Origin of the sequence: Micromonospora sp. WMMD956, assembly GCF_029626125.1 — a bacterium.
Taxonomy (GTDB): domain Bacteria; phylum Actinomycetota; class Actinomycetes; order Mycobacteriales; family Micromonosporaceae; genus Micromonospora; species Micromonospora carbonacea.
On record NZ_JARUBI010000005.1, the window covers coordinates 4,487,450 to 4,505,232 of the forward strand.

General features: G+C 73.6%; 16 protein-coding genes. 9 read left to right on the top strand and 7 right to left on the bottom strand.

What is annotated here, in order from left to right; translation table 11 throughout:
- Window positions 1–73: 73 nt before the first annotated feature.
- The 4 genes from O7628_RS20320 (at window position 74) to serA (ending at window position 5,416) form a co-directional block, all read left to right on the top strand.
- Window positions 74–1,951: an acetolactate synthase large subunit gene (locus O7628_RS20320; protein WP_278132830.1), complete on the top strand. Its 1,878-nt coding sequence runs from the start codon at window positions 74–76 to the stop codon at window positions 1,949–1,951.
- Window positions 1,952–1,953: 2 nt separating this feature from the next.
- Window positions 1,954–2,469, top strand: a complete 516-nt coding sequence (ilvN, locus tag O7628_RS20325; protein WP_043962263.1) for an acetolactate synthase small subunit — start codon at window positions 1,954–1,956, stop codon at window positions 2,467–2,469.
- A gap of 68 nt (window positions 2,470–2,537) precedes the next feature.
- Entirely contained in the window at window positions 2,538–3,551 is a 1,014-nt protein-coding gene (gene ilvC / locus O7628_RS20330) for a ketol-acid reductoisomerase (protein ID WP_074473763.1), read from the top strand.
- Between the two features lie 266 nt (window positions 3,552–3,817).
- Window positions 3,818–5,416, top strand: a complete 1,599-nt coding sequence (serA, locus tag O7628_RS20335) for a phosphoglycerate dehydrogenase (protein ID WP_074473764.1) — start codon at window positions 3,818–3,820, stop codon at window positions 5,414–5,416.
- A 140-nt stretch (window positions 5,417–5,556) separates the two neighbouring features.
- On the opposite strand, the gene O7628_RS20340 is transcribed toward serA, so the two are convergent.
- Both O7628_RS20340 and O7628_RS20345 read right to left on the bottom strand, forming a co-directional pair.
- On the bottom strand, window positions 5,557–5,913 hold the full coding sequence (locus O7628_RS20340; RefSeq protein ID WP_278132834.1) for a hypothetical protein: 357 nt from the start codon (window positions 5,911–5,913) through the stop codon (window positions 5,557–5,559).
- Between the two features lie 409 nt (window positions 5,914–6,322).
- A complete protein-coding gene (locus O7628_RS20345) occupies window positions 6,323–7,198 on the bottom strand; it encodes an FAD:protein FMN transferase (RefSeq protein ID WP_278132836.1) in 876 nt (291 codons plus the stop codon).
- 225 nt (window positions 7,199–7,423) lie between these two features.
- Here O7628_RS20345 and O7628_RS20350 point away from each other — a divergent pair, with 225 nt between their 5' ends.
- Both O7628_RS20350 and O7628_RS20355 read left to right on the top strand, forming a co-directional pair.
- Complete coding sequence (locus O7628_RS20350) at window positions 7,424–8,455, top strand: 3-isopropylmalate dehydrogenase (protein ID WP_074473767.1); 1,032 nt, start codon at window positions 7,424–7,426, stop codon at window positions 8,453–8,455.
- Between the two features lie 176 nt (window positions 8,456–8,631).
- A complete protein-coding gene (locus tag O7628_RS20355) occupies window positions 8,632–9,726 on the top strand; it encodes a branched-chain amino acid aminotransferase (protein ID WP_278132839.1) in 1,095 nt (364 codons plus the stop codon).
- A 167-nt stretch (window positions 9,727–9,893) separates the two neighbouring features.
- Here O7628_RS20355 and O7628_RS20360 read toward each other — a convergent pair whose 3' ends face one another.
- From O7628_RS20360 to O7628_RS20375, 4 genes are all read right to left on the bottom strand, one after another.
- Complete coding sequence (locus O7628_RS20360; RefSeq protein ID WP_278132842.1) at window positions 9,894–10,634, bottom strand: tyrosine-protein phosphatase; 741 nt, start codon at window positions 10,632–10,634, stop codon at window positions 9,894–9,896.
- A gap of 198 nt (window positions 10,635–10,832) precedes the next feature.
- Complete coding sequence (locus tag O7628_RS20365) at window positions 10,833–11,291, bottom strand: hypothetical protein (RefSeq protein ID WP_091274469.1); 459 nt, start codon at window positions 11,289–11,291, stop codon at window positions 10,833–10,835.
- A 206-nt stretch (window positions 11,292–11,497) separates the two neighbouring features.
- Window positions 11,498–12,028 (bottom strand): carboxymuconolactone decarboxylase family protein, encoded by a 531-nt coding sequence (locus O7628_RS20370; protein WP_178063759.1) that lies wholly within the window; start codon window positions 12,026–12,028, stop codon window positions 11,498–11,500.
- A gap of 2 nt (window positions 12,029–12,030) precedes the next feature.
- Entirely contained in the window at window positions 12,031–12,591 is a 561-nt protein-coding gene (locus O7628_RS20375; RefSeq protein ID WP_043962272.1) for a peroxiredoxin, read from the bottom strand.
- A 372-nt stretch (window positions 12,592–12,963) separates the two neighbouring features.
- Here O7628_RS20375 and cimA point away from each other — a divergent pair, with 372 nt between their 5' ends.
- Window positions 12,964–14,547, top strand: a complete 1,584-nt coding sequence (gene cimA / locus O7628_RS20380; protein WP_178063760.1) for a citramalate synthase — start codon at window positions 12,964–12,966, stop codon at window positions 14,545–14,547.
- Window positions 14,548–14,664: 117 nt separating this feature from the next.
- On the opposite strand, the gene O7628_RS20385 is transcribed toward cimA, so the two are convergent.
- Window positions 14,665–15,663: an endonuclease/exonuclease/phosphatase family protein gene (locus O7628_RS20385; RefSeq protein WP_278136361.1), complete on the bottom strand. Its 999-nt coding sequence runs from the start codon at window positions 15,661–15,663 to the stop codon at window positions 14,665–14,667.
- Between the two features lie 346 nt (window positions 15,664–16,009).
- Between O7628_RS20385 and O7628_RS20390 the strand changes: the two genes are divergently transcribed.
- Complete coding sequence (locus O7628_RS20390) at window positions 16,010–16,540, top strand: hypothetical protein (RefSeq protein WP_074473773.1); 531 nt, start codon at window positions 16,010–16,012, stop codon at window positions 16,538–16,540.
- Window positions 16,541–16,710: 170 nt separating this feature from the next.
- Window positions 16,711–17,760 (top strand): MoxR family ATPase, encoded by a 1,050-nt coding sequence (locus O7628_RS20395; RefSeq protein ID WP_278132847.1) that lies wholly within the window; start codon window positions 16,711–16,713, stop codon window positions 17,758–17,760.
- The last annotated feature ends 23 nt before the right edge of the window (window positions 17,761–17,783 follow it).

A 17,783-nucleotide genomic window follows, 5' to 3' on the forward strand; every position in this document is an offset into this window, starting at 1 on the left:
CATCGGGGCGGGCACCCGCCCGCGTCGCACGCCCGCAGAGCACCAGCCACTCCAGCCGAAGGCCTGAACCGCAATGACGAGACCCACGCCAGAGACACTCGCCCACTCCGCCCGCCGGGCCCGCGCCGGCGCCGAGCCCGCGACCGACGCCGCGCCGAACGGCCGCGCCGCCGCCCCGGCCACCCCGGCCGTACGGCAGACCGAGCCGGTCCAGCTCTCCGGGGCCGGTTCCCTCGTGCGGTCCCTGGAGGCGCTCGGCGTCGACGTCGTCTTCGGTATCCCGGGTGGGGCGATCCTGCCGGCGTACGACCCGCTCTACGACTCCACGGTGCGGCACATCCTGGTCCGGCACGAGCAGGGCGCCGGCCACGCCGCCACCGGCTACGCCCAGGCCACCGGCCGGGTCGGCGTCTGCATGGCCACCTCCGGCCCGGGCGCGACGAACCTGGTCACCCCGATCGCCGACGCGTACATGGACTCGGTGCCGATGGTGGCGATCACCGGCCAGGTCGCGCGGCCGTCGATCGGCACGGACGCCTTCCAGGAGGCGGACATCCAGGGCATCACCCTGCCGATCACCAAGCACAACTTCCTGGTCCAGACGGCCGAGGAGATCCCGCGGGTGCTCGCCGAGGCGTTCCACCTGGCCTCGACGGGCCGCCCCGGCCCGGTGCTGGTCGACATCCCGAAGGACGTCCTCCAGGCGCAGACCACGTTCTCCTGGCCGCCGACGCTGGATTTGCCCGGCTACCGGCCGACGCTGCACCCGCACGGCAAGCAGATCCGCGAGGCGGCCCGGCTGATGACGAGCGCCCGCCGGCCGGTGCTCTACGTCGGCGGCGGCGTGCTCAAGGCCGGGGCCACCGAGGGGCTGCGCCGGCTGGCGGAGCTGACCGGCATCCCGGTGGTGACCACGCTGATGGCGCTCGGGGCGTTCCCCGACTCGCACCGGCAGCACCTGGGCATGCCCGGCATGCACGGCACCGTGGCGGCCGTCTACGGCCTCCAGAAGGCCGACCTGATCGTGGCGCTGGGGGCCCGGTTCGACGACCGGGTGACCGGCAAGCTGGACTCCTTCGCCCCGGACGCGACGGTCGTGCACGCCGACATCGACCCGGCCGAGATCGGCAAGAACCGGCACGCGGACGTGCCGATCGTCGGCGACGCGAAGCACGTGATCGAGGAGCTGATCGCGGCGGTCACCACCGAGCGGGCCGCCGGGCGACCGGCCGACCTGGGCGACTGGTGGACCCAGCTCGACGACCTGCGCGAGCGCTACCCGCTGGGCTACGAGGAGCCGGCCGACGGCACCCTCTCCCCGCAGTACGTGATCGAGCGGCTGGGCAAGATCGCCGGCCCGGACGCCGTCTACGTGGCCGGTGTCGGCCAGCACCAGATGTGGGCGTCGCAGTTCATCTCGTACGAGAAGCCGGGCACCTGGCTCAACTCCGGCGGCCTCGGCACGATGGGCTACGCGGTCCCGGCCGCGATGGGCGCCAAGGTGGGCCGGCCGGACACGGTGGTCTGGGCGATCGACGGCGACGGCTGCTTCCAGATGACCAACCAGGAGCTGGCGACCTGCGCGCTGGAGGGCATCCCGGTCAAGATCGCCGTGATCAACAACGGCAACCTCGGCATGGTCCGGCAGTGGCAGACGCTGTTCTACAACGAGCGCTACTCCAACACCGAGCTGGGCACCCACAAGCACCGCATCCCCGACTTCGTCAAGCTCGGCGAGGCCCTCGGCTGCGTCGGCCTGCGCTGCGAGAACGCCGCCGACGTCGACAAGACCATCGAGGCGGCGATGGCGATCAACGACGCCCCCGTCGTGATCGACTTCGTCGTCGGCAAGGACGCGATGGTGTGGCCGATGGTCGCCGCCGGCACCAGCAACGACGAGATCATGTTCGCCCGCGGCGTCCGCCCGGCCTTCGACGAGGACGACATCTAACAATGACGATGCACACGCTTTCCGTGCTGGTGGAGAACAAGCCGGGCGTCCTGGCCCGGGTCTCCGGGCTGTTCTCCCGGCGCGGCTTCAACATCGACAGCCTCGCCGTCGGCGAGACCGAGAACCCGGACGTCTCGCGGATCACCATCGTGGTCAACGCCGAGTCGTCCCCGCTGGAGCAGGTCACCAAGCAGCTCAACAAGCTGGTCAACGTGCTCAAGATCGTCGAGCTGGACCCGCAGGTCTCGGTCGCCCGGGAGCTGCTGCTGGTCAAGGTCCGCGCCGACCGCGCGGCACGAAGCCAGGTGCTGGAGACGGTCAACCTGTTCCGCGCCCGGGTCGTCGACGTCGCGCCCGACACGCTGACGATCGAGGCCACCGGCACCCCCGACAAGCTGGACGCGCTGCTGCGCGACCTCGAACCGTACGGGATCAAGGAGATGGTCCAGTCCGGGACGGTGGCGATCGGGCGCGGCTCGCGCTCGATCACCGCGGGCCCGGCCCTGCGGGCCGCCTGATCCCCCGCACCACCGACCGCACAAGCCACGACGGGCCACACCCGGGCCGCCGTACGAAAGGGAAGTCAATGAGCGTTGAGGTGTACTACGACGACGATGCCGACCTCGGCCTGATCCAGGCCAAGAAGGTCGCGGTGATCGGGTACGGCAGCCAGGGCCACGCCCACGCGCTGTCGCTGCGCGACTCCGGCGTCGACGTGGTGATCGGCCTGCCGGCGGGCTCGAAGAGCCGGCCCAAGGCCGAGGAGCAGGGCCTGCGGGTGCTCACCCCGGCGGAGGCCGCGGCCGAGGCCGACGTGATCATGATCCTGGCCCCGGACACCGCGCAGCGCGGCCTCTACACCGAGGCGATCGCCCCGAACCTGGCCCCGGGCAAGGCGCTCTTCTTCGGCCACGGCTTCAACATCCGGTACGACCTGATCAAGCCCCCGGCCGACGTGGACGTGGCGATGGTCGCCCCGAAGGGCCCGGGTCACCTGGTCCGCCGCCAGTACGTCGACGGCAAGGGCGTGCCCTGCCTCGTCGCCGTCGAGCAGGACGCCAGCGGCACCGCGTTCGCCCTGGCCCTGGCGTACGCCAAGGGCATCGGCGGCACCCGGGCGGGCGCGATCAGGACCACCTTCAAGGAGGAGACGGAGACCGACCTGTTCGGCGAGCAGGCGGTCCTCTGCGGCGGCGCGGCGGCGCTGGTGCAGACCGGCTTCGAGGTGCTCACCGAGGCGGGCTACGCCCCGGAGATCGCCTACTTCGAGTGCCTGCACGAGCTGAAGCTGATCGTCGACCTGATGTACGAGGGCGGCATTGCCCGGATGCGCTACAGCGTCTCCGACACCGCCGAGTACGGCGACCTGTCCCGGGGCCCGCGCGTCGTCGACGCCCGGGTCAAGGAGGAGATGCGCAAGATCCTCTCCGAGGTGCAGTCGGGCGAGTTCGCCCGCGAGTGGATCGCCGAGGACGACAACGGCCGCCCCAACTTCGCCAAGTGGCGGGCCGAGGGCGCGGCGCACCCGATCGAGGCGACCGGCCAGAAGCTGCGGTCGATGATGAGCTGGGTCGACCGGCCGATCACCGAGACCGCCTGAGCACTGCCCGCACCGCGGCGACCCGCCCGACGCTCTCCCCGGCGTCGGGCGGGTCGCCGTGTCATTTCACCCAGCCTTAACACCCTTGACATGTCGGGTTTGTGAGGGCACTCACCCCAGCGTCCGGGGCACGCCGGGCGGCCCGCGCCCTACGATCGCGGGTAGGTGCGTAGCCGGCACCTGACGGCCATGGCACGAACCAGCGCAGGGCGCAGCGCGGCGCCCCGTCGCCCCGGCCGACCGCCAAACGACCTCTACGAGGACCGATGAATCCTGTCGTACTGATCGCCGAAGAACTCGCCCCCGCCGCCATCGAGGTGCTCGCCCACGACTTCGACGTCCGTCACGTCGACGGCACCGACCGCCCGGCCCTGCTCTCCGCGCTCTCCGAGGCCGACGCGGTGATCGTGCGCAGCGCCACGCAGATCGACGCCGAGGCGATCGCCGCCGCCCCGCGGCTGAAGGTGGTCGCCCGGGCCGGTGTGGGCCTGGACAACGTCGAGGTGCCGGCCGCCACCGCGCGGGGCGTCATGGTCGTCAACGCCCCCACCTCCAACATCGTCTCCGCCGCCGAGCAGGCCGTCGCGCTGCTGCTAGCCGTGGCCCGCAACACCGCCAGCGCCAGCGCCGCGCTCAAGGCCGGCGAGTGGAAGCGGTCCAAGTACACCGGCGTCGAGGTGCAGGGCAAGACCGTGGGCGTCGTCGGCCTCGGCCGCATCGGGGTGCTCTTCGCGTCCCGGATGGCCGCGTTCGGCACCCGGCTGATCGCGTACGACCCCTACATCCAGCCGGCCCGCGCCGCCCAGCTCGGCGTGCGCCTGGTCGGGCTGGAGGAGCTGCTGCGGGAGAGCGACTTCATCTCGATCCACCTGCCGAAGACCCCGGAGACCGTGGGCCTGATCGGCGAGAAGGAGCTGTCGATCGTCAAGCCGGGCGTGCGGATCGTCAACGCCGCCCGGGGCGGGCTGGTCGACGAGCAGGCCCTCGCCGACGCGATCGCCGAGGGCCGCGTCGGCGGCGCGGGCGTCGACGTGTACGCCAAGGAGCCGTGCACCTCCTCGCCGCTGTTCGCCTTCGACAACGTGGTGGCCACCCCGCACCTGGGCGCGTCCACCGCCGAGGCGCAGGACAAGGCCGGCCTCGCCGTGGCCAAGAGCGTGAAGCTGGCCCTCCAGGGCGAGTTCGTGCCGGACGCGGTCAACGTCCAGGCCGGCGGCGTCGTCGCCGAGGACATCCGCCCGCTGCTGCCGCTGGCCGAGAAGCTGGGCCGGGCGTTCACCGCCGTGGCCGGCGGGGTGGCCGCCAGCGTCACCGTCGAGGTGCGCGGCGCGGCCGTCGCCCACGACGTGTCGGTGCTCAAGCTCGCCGCCACCAAGGGCCTGTTCAGCTCGGTGGTCGAGGAGCAGGTCACCTACGTCAACGCGCCGCACCTGGCCGCCGAGCGGGGCGTCGAGGTCAACCTGGCCAGCCAGGCCGAGACGACCGACCACCCGACCCTGGTGACGGTCCGCGGCGCGCTGCCCGACGGCCGCACGGTCAGCGTCTCCGGCACGGTCGCCGCGGCGGGCGCCCGCGACGTGCTGAAGCTGACCGAGGTGGACGGCTTCGACGTGGAGATCGGCGCGGAGGGCATCCTGCTCTTCCTGCGCTACGTGGACCGCCCGGGCGTGGTCGGCACCGTCGGCACCCTGCTCGGCGAGGCCGGCATCAACATCGCCGCGATGCAGGTGGCCCGCCGGGAGGCCGGCGGCGAGACCCTGATGACCCTCACGGTCGACCAGGCCCTCGGCGCCGACCTGCTCACCTCGGCGGCCGACTCGATCGGCGCGACCGCGGCGAGCGCCGCCGACCTGCGCGACGAGTAGGCATCCGTCCACCCTGGACCGTCGCGCACGGTCCACCTGGGACGACCGCGGGGCCCGGCCGGATCGGCCGGGCCCCGCGTCGTGTCGGACGGCGTCGGATCGGATCGTGTCGTTCGGGTGGGCGGACGGGAGCGGACGGGTCAGCGCCGGGTGCGGGCGGGCGGCGGATAGACCGAGCCGTCCTGGTAGTCGAAGAGCATCAGGTCGTACTCGCCGGCCAGCCGCTCGATGTCGAGCAGCACCTGGTCCTCGCAGGCGGGGTTGAGGTTCATCTCGATGTGGTCGTTCGCCGCGTGCAGCGGCACGACCTCCCACGGTGAACCCGGGCGGGCCGGCCGGTCGGGATAGCTGGCCGTGATCGCCCGGTAGAAGGCGACGACCCGCGGGTCCGGGTAACGTTCGCCGTGCTGCCCCTGCCGGCACCGTTGCACCGCTGCCCGCACGTCCGCGGGCGTGGCCCCGTCCGGGAGGGCCCACACGCTCAGATCGAAACTCACGGCGGACAGCGTGCCATCTTGGGCCCGGGAAGTCACCGCGACCCCACCGCAGGTGAACGGGGAAAGTTCCGAACGTCCCTCCGGGACGGTCCGCTGTGGAGACTCTTGCGTCGAGTTGCGTCGATTCGCTAGCGTACTCGTGCGGTCACTGGCTGAGTTCGGTCGTCGGCCCGTCTTCGGGTGGCGTGGTCTGACCTCGGGCCCGGCCGGTCCCGCACCCCTCGATTGCGCGAGCCACGCGCACTCGTCGCTGATCGGCCCCCACGGTCGTTGCCGAGACCGTGGGGGCCGATCGCCGACCACCCGGCGGCCGGGATGCGAAAGCCGGCCGGCACGGGTGGCGTGGGGCGGCCCGCGACCGGTGGATCGTGCCGGTTCACCCGGCGGCGGGCCCGGCGTCGAGGCCGGCTCAGCGCCGGCGGTGGGCGAACAGCGCCCGGTAGTCCGATCCGTTGCGGAACCAGGCCAGCCCCGCCGGGCCGGCGGCGTAGAGCGCGGTGGCGTAGGCGTCGGCCACGGCCAGGTCCGGGCCGATCACGGTGGCCGCGTCGAGCTGGTCGGCCGGCTCCCCGGTGTGCGGGTCGACCACGTGGCCCCGCCGGCCGGTCACCCCGGAGGTCCCCACCGCCCCGGCCGTCATCTCCAGCGCCAGCGGGGCGCGCCGGGGGTCGGTCGGGTGGTGCACCGCCACCCGCCACGGGCCGCCGTGCGGGGCATGGCCGCGGACGACGAGGTCGGCGCCGGCGACCACGGCGTAGTCGTGGATGCCGGCGGCGCGCAGCCGGGCCGCGGCCCGCTCCACCGCCCAGCCGCCGAGCAGGCCGCCCGGGTCGAAGCCGCCGGGCACCGCCCACGCGTCGAACCAGCCGTCGGTGGCCGCCCGCATCGCGGCGCACCGGTCGACCAGGTCGGTCAGCGGCGCGTACGACTCGGGGCTGATCTCTCCCCGGCGCAGCCGGGAGACCAGGCTGTCGGGGCGGGTCGGGCTGTAGGTGAGGTCGACGGCGCGCAGCTCGGCGACGGCGTCGGCCAGCGCCTCGCCGACCCCGCGCCGGCCCAGCCAGCTCGGGGCGTTGAGCAGCAGTGAGTATTCGGCGGCGCCGGTCCGGACGGTGTGCTGCACGGCGATCCGGTCGACGGCGGCGCCACCGGCGGGGTCGAGGCGGTGGCTGCGGGCGCCCAGCCGCAGGTCGGGGCGGCGGCTGGCGAAGGCCGACTGGTCGACCCAGCGGGTGCGCGGCTGTTCGTCGACCCAGCGGTGCCGGGGCTGCTCGTCGATGCGCATCCTGCCGCTCCTTCGCTGACGGTGCCGCGGCACCGCGGCGACCACCCGTCCGGGCCCCGGGGACCCGTTCGCCACCCACCCTAGGCAGGGAAGTTGACCGCATCATGAATCTCACCTGGGAGCCTGCTGTGCATTCCGCTTTCCCGAATTGTGGAAGGCTCGTACCGGGAGGCGGGACGGGGTCGTACCGTTGGGCGGAGACGACGAGGCGAGGGAGCTGAGGACGTGGCACGCATCGCGGTGGTGGCCGGTGACGGGATCGGACCCGAGGTGGTCGCGCAGGCCCTCAAGGTCGTCGACGCGGTGCTCCCCGGGGTGGAGACCACCGCCTACGACCTCGGCGCGGCCCGCTACCACCGCACCGGCGAGGTGCTGCCGGAGTCGGTGCTGACCGAGCTGGCCGGGCACGACGCCATCCTGCTCGGCGCGGTCGGCGACCCGACGGTCCCGCCGGGCGTGCTGGAGCGGGGCCTGCTGCTCAAGCTCCGCTTCGCCTTCGACCAGTACGTCAACCTGCGCCCCTCGCGGCTGTGGCCGGGCGTGGCCGGCCCGCTGGCCAGCGTCAAGCCGGGCGAGGTCGACCTAGTCGTGGTCCGCGAGGGCACCGAGGGGCTCTACGCCGGCGCGGGCGGCTCCCTGCACCGGGACACCCCGGCCGAGGTGGCCACCGAGGAGAGCCTGAACACCCGGCACGGCGTGGAGCGGGTCATCCGCGACGCGTTCGCCCGGGCGGCGCGCCGCGAGCGGCGCAAGGTGACCCTGGTGCACAAGACCAACGTGCTGACCCACGCCGGGTCGCTGTGGGCCCGCGCCTTCGAGGCCGTGGCCGCCGAGCACCCCGACGTCACCACGGAGTACCAGCACGTCGACGCCGCCGCGATGTTCCTCGTCACCCAGCCCCAGCGCTACGACGTGGTGGTCACCGACAACCTCTTCGGCGACATCCTCACCGACATCGCCGCCGCCGTCACCGGCGGGATCGGGCTGGCCGCCAGCGGCTGCATCAACCCGTCCGGGGCGTACCCGTCGATGTTCGAGCCGGTGCACGGCTCCGCGCCGGACATCGCCGGCCAGGGCGTCGCCGACCCGGTCGCCGCCGTGCTCTCCGCCGCCCTGCTGCTCGACCAGCTCGGGCACGCCGAGGCCGCCGCCCGGGTCACCGCCGCCGTCGGCACGGAGCTGGCCAACCGCACGGCCGGCGTACCGCTGCGCACCGCCGAGGTAGGCGACCGGCTCGCCGGCTACGCGGTGGCCTGAGCCGCCGGGGCCGTCGCGAGCACCCGGTGACCGGCCGGCACCGCCGGCACCCTGTCGGAGGCCACCGCCCGTCGGTTGGCGCTACCCGCTGAACGAGCGTTCGGGGTAGGTTTCTGGCAGCACTTTTCCCCGGCGTGCGGTCCCGCGCGCCGTCGTTCCCCAGGGAGGCACGCGCGATGAGCGGTGGTGACATGCTCGACTTCGAGATCCGTCCGAATCCCACGCCGGTATCCGCCGTCGAACGGGCGGCCCTGCTCGCGGCCCCGGGGTTCGGCCGCGTCTTCACCGACCACATGGTCACGATCCGCTACGCCGAGGGCAAGGGCTGGTACGACGCCCGGGTCGAGGCGCGCGGGCCCATCCCGATGGACCCGGCCTCCGCCGTGCTCCACTACGCGCAGGAGATCTTCGAGGGGCTGAAGGCCTACCGGCTCGCCGACGGGTCGATCACCATGTTCCGGCCGGAGGCCAACGCCGCCCGGTTCGTCGACTCGGCCCGCCGGATGGCGATGCCGGAGCTGCCGCCGGAGCTGTTCGTCGACTCGCTGCGCCGGCTCGTCGACATCGACCGGGACTGGATCCCCGAGGGCGACGGGAGCAGCCTCTACCTGCGCCCGTTCATGATCGCCAGCGAGGTCTTCCTCGGCGTCCGGCCGTCCAACGAATACCTCTACGTGGTGATCGCCTCCCCGGCCGGGTCGTACTTCTCGGGCGGGGTCAAGCCGGTCACGGTCTGGGTCTCGCCGGACTACACCCGCGCCGCCCCCGGCGGCACCGGCGCGGCCAAGTGCGGCGGCAACTACGCCGCCTCGCTCGCCGCCCAGGCCGAGGCGATCGAGGCCGGCTGCGACCAGGTCGTCTTCCTCGACGCGGTGGAGCGCCGCTACGTCGACGAGCTGGGCGGGATGAACGTCTTCTTCGTCTACGACGACGACACCCTCGTCACCCCGCCGCTGACCGGCACCATCCTGCCCGGCATCACCCGGGACGCGCTGCTCACCCTGGCCGCCGAGGCCGGCCACCGGGTCGAGGAGCGGCCGCTCAGCTTCGCCGACTGGCAGGCCGACGCGGCCAGCGGCCGGCTGCGCGAGGCGTTCGCCTGCGGCACGGCGGCCGTGATCACGCCGATCGGCCGGGTCAAGTACCCCGACGGCGAGTTCGCCGTCGCCGACGGCGGGCAGGGCCCGGTGACCACGGCGTTGCAGCAGCGGCTGGTCGACATCCAGCGCGGCCGGGCCGCCGACCCGCACGGCTGGGTCACCCGCCTGTAGGTGCAAGGAAGGGCCCCTTCTTAACGCCTGGCGTAGAGGAGGGGCCCCTTCTTAACACCGCTGGGCAGCACGCACACCGCTGGGCGGCACGACGGGACGGCCGGGCGGGGGCGGGGCAGGCAGGGGGCGGGGCAGGCCGGGCGGGCGGGTGAGCTGGCGGGGCGCGCTCACTCCAGCAGGTGGTCGCGGAGCGCGGCGAGCTGGGCGTCGGTGACGCCGGCGTGCCGCAGGTAGCCCTCCGCCGAGCCGTGCCCCTCCCGCAGCTCGGCCAGGAACAGCGTCATCGCCTCGGCGGGCGAGGCCAGATAGGGCGCCGGCAGCTCCCGGGCGTCCGGCATGGTGGCGGCCACCCACGCGCTGAACCGCTGCGACGCCTCGGTGCTCAGCGCGTAGTCGGCGGCGATGTCGGCGTCGCTCACGCCCAGCGCCGACAGGGTCAGCGCGCAGACGATGCCGGTGCGGTCCTTGCCGGCCACGCAGTGCACGACCACCGGCTCGGCGGCGCTGTCGGCGATCAGCCCGACCGCCTCGGCGAGCCCGGCCGCGCCGGTGCCGGCGAGGTCGGCGTACCGGTCGGCGAGGAAGCGGGCGAGGCTCGAACCGGGCTCGTACTGGGCCTCTGCCCAGTCGGCGTGCTCGGGGTGGATGTGCCGGTAGGCGAGCCCGGGCAGCTCCGGCACCCGGCCGTCCCGGGCCACCTCGTTCGGTCGGCGCAGGTCGATCACGGTGCGCACGCCGAGGGCGGCGAACGCCTCCCGGTCGGGGCCGTCGATGCGGTGCGGGGAGTCGGAGCGGTAGAGCCGCCCCCAGCGGACCGCACGCCCGTCGCCGGCCGGGTAGCCGCCGACGTCGCGGAAGTTGAACAGGGCGGTGAAGGGGATCCTGCGCTTGTCCTCGGTCGCGTCCACGCTGACACGGTAACGGCCGGTGGGCCGGAACCCCACCGGCCGTCACGGCGGGCGGTGGCCGTCGCAATGAGCGCCGCCGGGCGCGGCGGGCGGTGGCCGGCGTGGCGAGCGCCGCACCGGCACCATGGCGAGCGCCGCACCGGCACCGCCACCATGGCGAGCGCCGTCTGGCTACCACCACCCATGGCGGGCGGCGGCTCAGCGGGCCGTGCCCGGGGGCAGGTTGCCGTAGCTCTCGTCGTAGTAGCCGCCGAGCCGGTCGCGGAACGCCGGGTCGCCGTGGCTGTCCTCGTCGTACTCGGGGGCGGCCTTGATCTGGTCGCGCTCCCGGTCGACGTACACGGTGCGGGCGTCGTGGTCGACGTGGTTGACCGTGCCGGCGGGCAGCATGACCTTCCTGCCGAAGATCCAGGGGCCGGTGTCGACCACCAGGTAGCTGCCGCCGACCTCGTGGCTCGCGCTGTCGATCTTGCCGATGCCGCCGTCGGTGGCCTCGACGTGGTAGCCGACGAGGTCGGCGTCGGCGACCGAGGGCCGGTCGCGGTAGCTCCACGGGTCGAACGCCCCGGCGGGGGCGCCGCCGGCGATCGCGCCCTGGTCGCCGTGCCGCATCGGGTCGGGCGTGCCGGTGGCGGCGTGCGGGTCGAGCCTGTCCATGAGTGCTCCTGCCCCGACCGTCGTGGTCGTCTCGGAGGGGTCGTCTCGGCGAGTCGTGTCCGAACGACCACCTACCCGGGCCCCGGGCCGCCTACACGCGGACACCCGCCGGGCCGCCTACACGCCGGCCCCTCGCCGGGCCGCCTACACGCGGACACCCGCCGGGCCGCGGGATGCGGCGCCGGCGGGTGTCCCGGGCGTACGGCTCAGGCGAGCGCGGCCTGCGCGTCGAGGGCCACGGCGGCGGCGTGCACGACGGCGGCGATGCGCAGCCCCTCGTGCACCTGCTCCCGGGTGAACCCGGCGGCGCGCAGGGTCTTCTCGTGCGACTCCAGGCAGACCCCGCAGCCGGTGATCGCCGAGACGGCGAGGCACCACAGCTCGAAGTCGCCCTTCTCCACGCCCGGCCGCGCGATGATCTGCATCCGCAGCCGGGCCGGCATCGACGCGTAGTTCTCGTCGCCGATGAGGTGCTTGGCCCGGTAGTAGACGTTGTTCATCGCCATGATCGTCGCGGCGCCCTTGGCGGCCTCGACCGCCTCGGCGGTGAGGTGGCCGGCCGCCTCGGCGGCGATCTCCCGCAGCACGACCGGGTTGCGGGCGGCGACGGCGCAGGCCAACGCCGTGCCCCACGCCTGCTCCGGCTTGAGCGTGGAGGCGCCGACGGTGGAGCCCAGGTTGAGCTTGATGTCCTTGGCGTACTCGGGCAGGGCCGCCTTGATCGCGTCGAGGCCCATCGTCAGGCCCCGGCCCCGGCGAGCAGCTTGGTGGCGTCGAGGGTGTCGCCGCCCTTGTTCCAGTTGCAGGGGCACAGCTCGTCGGTCTGCAGGGCGTCGAGCACGCGCAGCACCTCGGAGACGTTGCGGCCGACGGAGCCGGCGGTCACCATGGCGAACTGGATCTCGTTGTCCGGGTCGACGATGAAGGTGGCCCGCTGGGCCACGCCGTCGGCGCCGAGCACGCCGCAGGCGTCGGTCAGCTCGCGCTTGATGTCGCTGAGCATCGGGAACGGCAGCTCACGCAGGTCGGGGTGGTCCTTGCGCCAGGCGTAGTGGACGAACTCGTTGTCCACCGACACGCCGAGCACCTGGGCGTCCCGGTCGGCGAACTCGCCGTTGAGCCGGCCGAACTCGGCGATCTCCGTCGGGCAGATGAACGTGAAGTCCTTCGGCCAGAAGAAGACCACCCGCCACTTGCCCTCGTACGACTTGTGGTTGATCGACTCGAACGCCCGGTCGGCGTCCAGCGAGACGCAGGCGGTCAGCTCGTACTCAGGAAAGCGGTCACCGACAGTGAGCACGGGGTCCTCCTTGACAGCGGCACGGGGCCGGTAACTTGATCGGTTCCAGATACTGCCGCAGCGGTGTTTCGGCTCGATAGCGGCCGGATGACTTGTGAAGTCGATCACCGACGGCGCGTTCCGCCCCGGGTGGGGCCCGCCCTGCGGTATGCAACCCTCCGTGACTGTCCCGGTATGTGGATTGTTCCTCCCGAAACCCGGGTGCGGGTGGCAGAGTGGCGACCGTGACCAGCACCGTCGCCATTATTGGCAGCTAGCGCGCCCGGCAACCGACTCGCCGAGCGCGCAGACCTCCCGCATCCGCGGGGGGTCTTTTTGTTGGTCCCCCTCCGCCACCGCACCCCGTCCCGTCCGTGCCCGAAAGGACTCCCCATGACGTTCCAGCTGTACGACACGACGCTGCGCGACGGCGCCCAGCGCGAGGGGCTCACCTACTCGGTCGTCGACAAGCTCGCCGTGGCCCGGCTGCTCGACGAGTTCGGGGTGGGCTTCATCGAGGGCGGCTGGCCGGGCGCGGTGCCCAAGGACACCGAGTTCTTCCGCCGGGCCCGCACCGAGCTCGACCTGAAGAACGCCCTGCTCGTGGCGTTCGGGGCCACCCGCAAGGCCGGCGTCGCCGTAGCCGACGACCCGCAGGTGCGGGCGCTGCTGGACGCGCAGACCCCGGCCGTCGCGCTGGTCGCCAAGGCCGACCTGCGGCACGTCGAGCGGGCGCTGCGCACCACCGCGCAGGAGAACCTGGCGATGATCCGGGACACGGTGCGCCACCTTGTCGCCGAAGGGCGTCGGGTCTTCGTCGACGGGGAGCACTTCTTCGACGGCTACCGCAACGACCCCGCGTACGGCGCGGAGGTCGTGCAGACCGCCCTGGCCGCCGGGGCCGAGGTGATGGTGCTCTGCGACACCAACGGCGGCATGCTGCCGTCCCACGTGAGCGCGGCGATCGCCGACCTGACCGCCCGCACCGGGGTCGACCCCGCCCGCCTGGGCATGCACGCCCAGAACGACACCGCCTGCGCGGTGGCCAACACCATCGCCGCCGTCGAGGCCGGCGTCCGGCACGTGCAGGGCACCGCCAACGGCTACGGCGAGCGCCCCGGCAACGCCGACATCTTCGCCGTCGCCGCCAACCTCCAGCTCAAGCTCGGGCTGCCGGTCCTACCGGAGGGCTGCCTGGAGCAGATGGTGCGGGTCTCCCACGCCATCGCCGAGATCGCCAACATCGCCCCCGACACCCACCAGGCGTACGCCGGGGCCGCCGCCTTCGCCCACAAGGCGGGGCTGCACGCGAGCGCGATCAAGGTGGATCCGCTGCTCTACAACCACGTCGACCCGACCGTGGTGGGCAACGACATGCGGATCCTGGTCACCGAGATGGCCGGCCGGGCCAGCGTCGAGCTGAAGAGCCGCGAGCTGGGCCTGGACCTGGCCGGCCATCCGGAGACCCTGTCCCGGGTGACCAGGCGGGTCAAGGAGCTGGAGGCCGGCGGCTGGTCCTTCGAGGCCGCCGACGCCTCGTTCGAGCTGCTGGTCCGCTCCGAGCTGCCCGACGCCGCCCCGGCCCGGCCGTTCGCCCTGGAGTCCTACCGGGTGCTGGTCGAGCACCGGGAGGACGGCTCGGTGGTCTCCGAGGCCACCGTCAAGATCCGGGTACGCGGCGAGCGGCTGATCGCCACGGCCGAGGGCAACGGCCCGGTCAACGCCCTCGACGAGGCGCTGCGGGTCGGCCTGTCCCGGCACTACCCGGAGCTGCGCGACTTCGAGCTGGCCGACTACAAGGTGCGCATCCTGGAGGGCAGCCACGGCACCGGCGCGGTGACCCGGGTGCTGGTGGAGACCGCCGACGGGGCGGGCCGCGACTGGACCACGGTCGGCGTGCACCCCAACGTCGTCGAGGCGTCCTGGCATGCCCTCGTCGACGCCCTCACCTACGGCCTGGACCGCGCCCGCGTGTAAGGAAGGGCCCCCTGTTAACGCCTGCGGTAGAGAAGGGTCCCCTTCTCACCACCGCAGGCGGCGCGGGGCGGCGCGGGGCGGGGCGGGGCGGCGCGGGGCGGGGCGGGGCGGCGCGGCTCAGGCGGCGGGCAGGCGCAGCTCGGCGAGGACCGCGCGGTGGTCGCTGCCCGGCACCGCGTGCACCGACACGGACCGGATGGCGATCCGCCGGTCCGCCAGCACATGGTCGATCGTCACCGGCGGGATCGGGTCGCCGTCGTACGGCCCCCAGGTGCCGACGAGCCCGGCGCCGGTGGCGTCGGCCGCGTCGACGTACCCGGTGGCGAGCAGGTCGCGCAGCGGGGCGTGGTCGAGGGTGGCGTTGAAGTCCCCGGCGAGGATCGACAGCCCCGCGTCGGGGGTGGCCGGCGGCTGCGCCGCGAGGTCGGCGCGCCAGAAGCCGACCTGGTCCAGCGCGTACGGGGCCGACGGGTGGACCGACTCGACCCGCACCGGCGGCCCGCCGGGCGGGGTGATCGTCCCGTACGCCTGGGTGAAGCCCCAGCCGCCGCGGTGCTGCCGGATGCCGCCCCCGGCGATCGGGAAGCGGGCGTAGAGCCCCGAGCCGACGGTGCCGACCTGCGGGTTGAGCTGCCGGTGGGGCAGCAGGGCGGCCAGGCCGAGCCGGTCCAGCTCGGCCGCCGCGCCCGGGGTGAACTCCTGCACGGCCAGCACGTCGACCCGCAGGTCGCGCACCAGCCCGACGACGGTGCCGGCGTCGGCGGCGCCGGCCAGCAGGTTGGCGGTGAGCACCCGCAGCGTCGGCCCGCCGGCCGGCGGCTGCGCCGACGGCACGGCCCGGGGCGCGACCACGGCGATCAGCGCCGCCGCGACCAGGGCCGCGACCGCCGCCGGCCAGCGACGCCGCAGGGCGAGCGCGAGCAGCAGCGGCACGGGCGTCCAGGCGGCGACGTACGGGGTGAAGGCGACCGCCTGCACCGCCGGCCCCCGTTCGAGGCCGGGCAGGCGCACCGCCGCCCACACCAGCCCGGGGGCGACGGCGAGCCAGCACAGCCAGGCCCGGATCCGGGCGGCGCGAGCGGCCGGTCGGGCGGGGGCGTCGGCGTGGGTGAGCACGTCGACACCGTAGCGGCAGGGCGCGACCGGCGACGCCGCCCGTGCCGGATCGGCGGGCATCGTGAATTGTCGAGCGTTCATGTTTCGCAATTTGTGGGCCGGGCTGGAACAGTCTGAAACGCCGCCTTCCGCCATTGACCCCGCGCTTTTACCGGTGCTACTTTCCACCTGGTTCCAGCCCCGATTTCCAGGGAGTAATAGCTGCTCAAGGCGGGTGTGGATGCTTCTTCAGCCGGCTTGGCGGTGGTCGCTTCAGCGACATTTTTCGGTGCTGGCAGGCTCGGATAAGCCGGCTCGTTGTTTCGCGGGTCGGTCGTGTCGACACGGTCAACAAGGGGGACCTGTCATGGCAAGAATCATTTCCCGTAGGGCGGTCGCGGTCACGTTCGGCGCGCTGGTGCTGACGCTGGCCGGCGGCGGGATCGCCGCCGCCCAGACCACCACGGCGGCCCGGCCCGCGGCCCAGACCGGGCAGCCGGGCGGAAGCGCCGTCGCGCCGTCCGGACAGCCGCAGCCGACGGTGGCCGAGGCGGCGGCGGCCAAGGCGGCGATGAAGAAGGGGGTGAGCCCCTCCTACGTCAACGGCTCGACGTCCTTCGCCGTCGTCAGCAGCGCCGGCACCCTGCTCCGCTCGCGGGACGCCGTCTCCGCGACCAAGTACGGCCCCGGCCAGTACCAGGTCATCTTCAACCGCAGCCTGACCAGCGCCGCCTTCGTGGCCACCATCGGCACCACGGACTCGTGCTGCATCCCGCCGGCCGGCGAGATCTCGGTCGCGCCGCGGCTGGCCACGCCGAACGGGGTCTTCGTGCAGACGTACGACTCCACCGGCGCGCCCGCGGACCGGCCGTTCCACCTGGCCGTGTTCACTCCCTGACCCCGTACCGCCCGGCGAGGGTGCCGGCCCCGGTGACGGGGCCGGCACCCTCGTGCCGCCCGCGCGCCCTGCGGCCTTCGGTCGCCGTTGAGGGTGCTCGTCCCGGTTCGGACCGGTAAGGTGCTCGAATTCCGACGTTTGCCCGGGTGCCGGCCCGGGAAGCAAGCACCGTGACGGACATCTCGGACACCCTGGCCAGCCTGCCCACCGCGGTCGATCCCGATCCGAGCGGCGTCGAGCTGGAACAGACCCTCTTCGAGGTCAAACGCGTGATCGTCGGGCAGGATCGGCTCGTCGAGCGACTGCTCACCGCCCTCGTCGCCGGCGGCCACTGCCTCCTGGAGGGGGTACCCGGCGTGGCGAAGACCCTCGCCGCGCAGACCCTTGCGACAGTGGTCGGCGGGACGTTCTCCCGGATCCAGTTCACCCCGGACCTGGTCCCCTCCGACATCGTCGGCACCCGCATCTACCGGGCGTCGAAGGAGAGCTTCGACGTCGAGCTCGGCCCGATCATGGCCAACCTCGTGCTCGCCGACGAGATCAACCGGGCCCCGGCGAAGGTGCAGTCCGCCCTGCTGGAGGCGATGGCCGAACGGCAGGTCTCCATCGGCGGGCGCGCCTGGCCGGTCCCCGTGCCGTTCCTGGTGCTGGCCACCCAGAACCCGATCGAGTCGGAGGGGGTCTACCAGCTCCCCGAGGCGCAGCGGGACCGGTTCCTCATGAAGATCGTCGTCGACTACCCCGGGGACGCCGACGAGCTGGCCATCCTCTACCGGATGAGCACCGACCGGCCCACCCCGCGCCGGGTCCTCGACCCCGACCGGCTGCGCGCGCTCCAGCGGCGGGCCGGCGACGTCTTCGTGCACCACGCCGTCGCCGAGTACGTCGTGCGGCTGATCCTGGCCACCCGGGACCCGGGCCGGTTCGGGCTGCCCGAGATCGCGCCGCTGCTGGCGTACGGGGCGAGCCCCCGGGCCACCCTGGGCCTGGTCGCCGCCGCCCGCGCCCAGGCCCTGCTGCGGGGCCGCGACCACGTGCTGCCCGAGGACGTCCGGGAACTGGCGGTGGACGTCCTGGCCCACCGGCTGGTGCTCTCCTTCGACGCGGTCGCCGACGGGGTCTCCGCCGAGGCGGTGGTGCACCGGCTGATCCAGGCCGTGCCCCCGCCCCGGGTCGCCGCCCAGCACGCCGGACACGCCGCCGACCTGGCGGCGGCGTGAGGGGCTTCGCCGGCCCGCCCGCC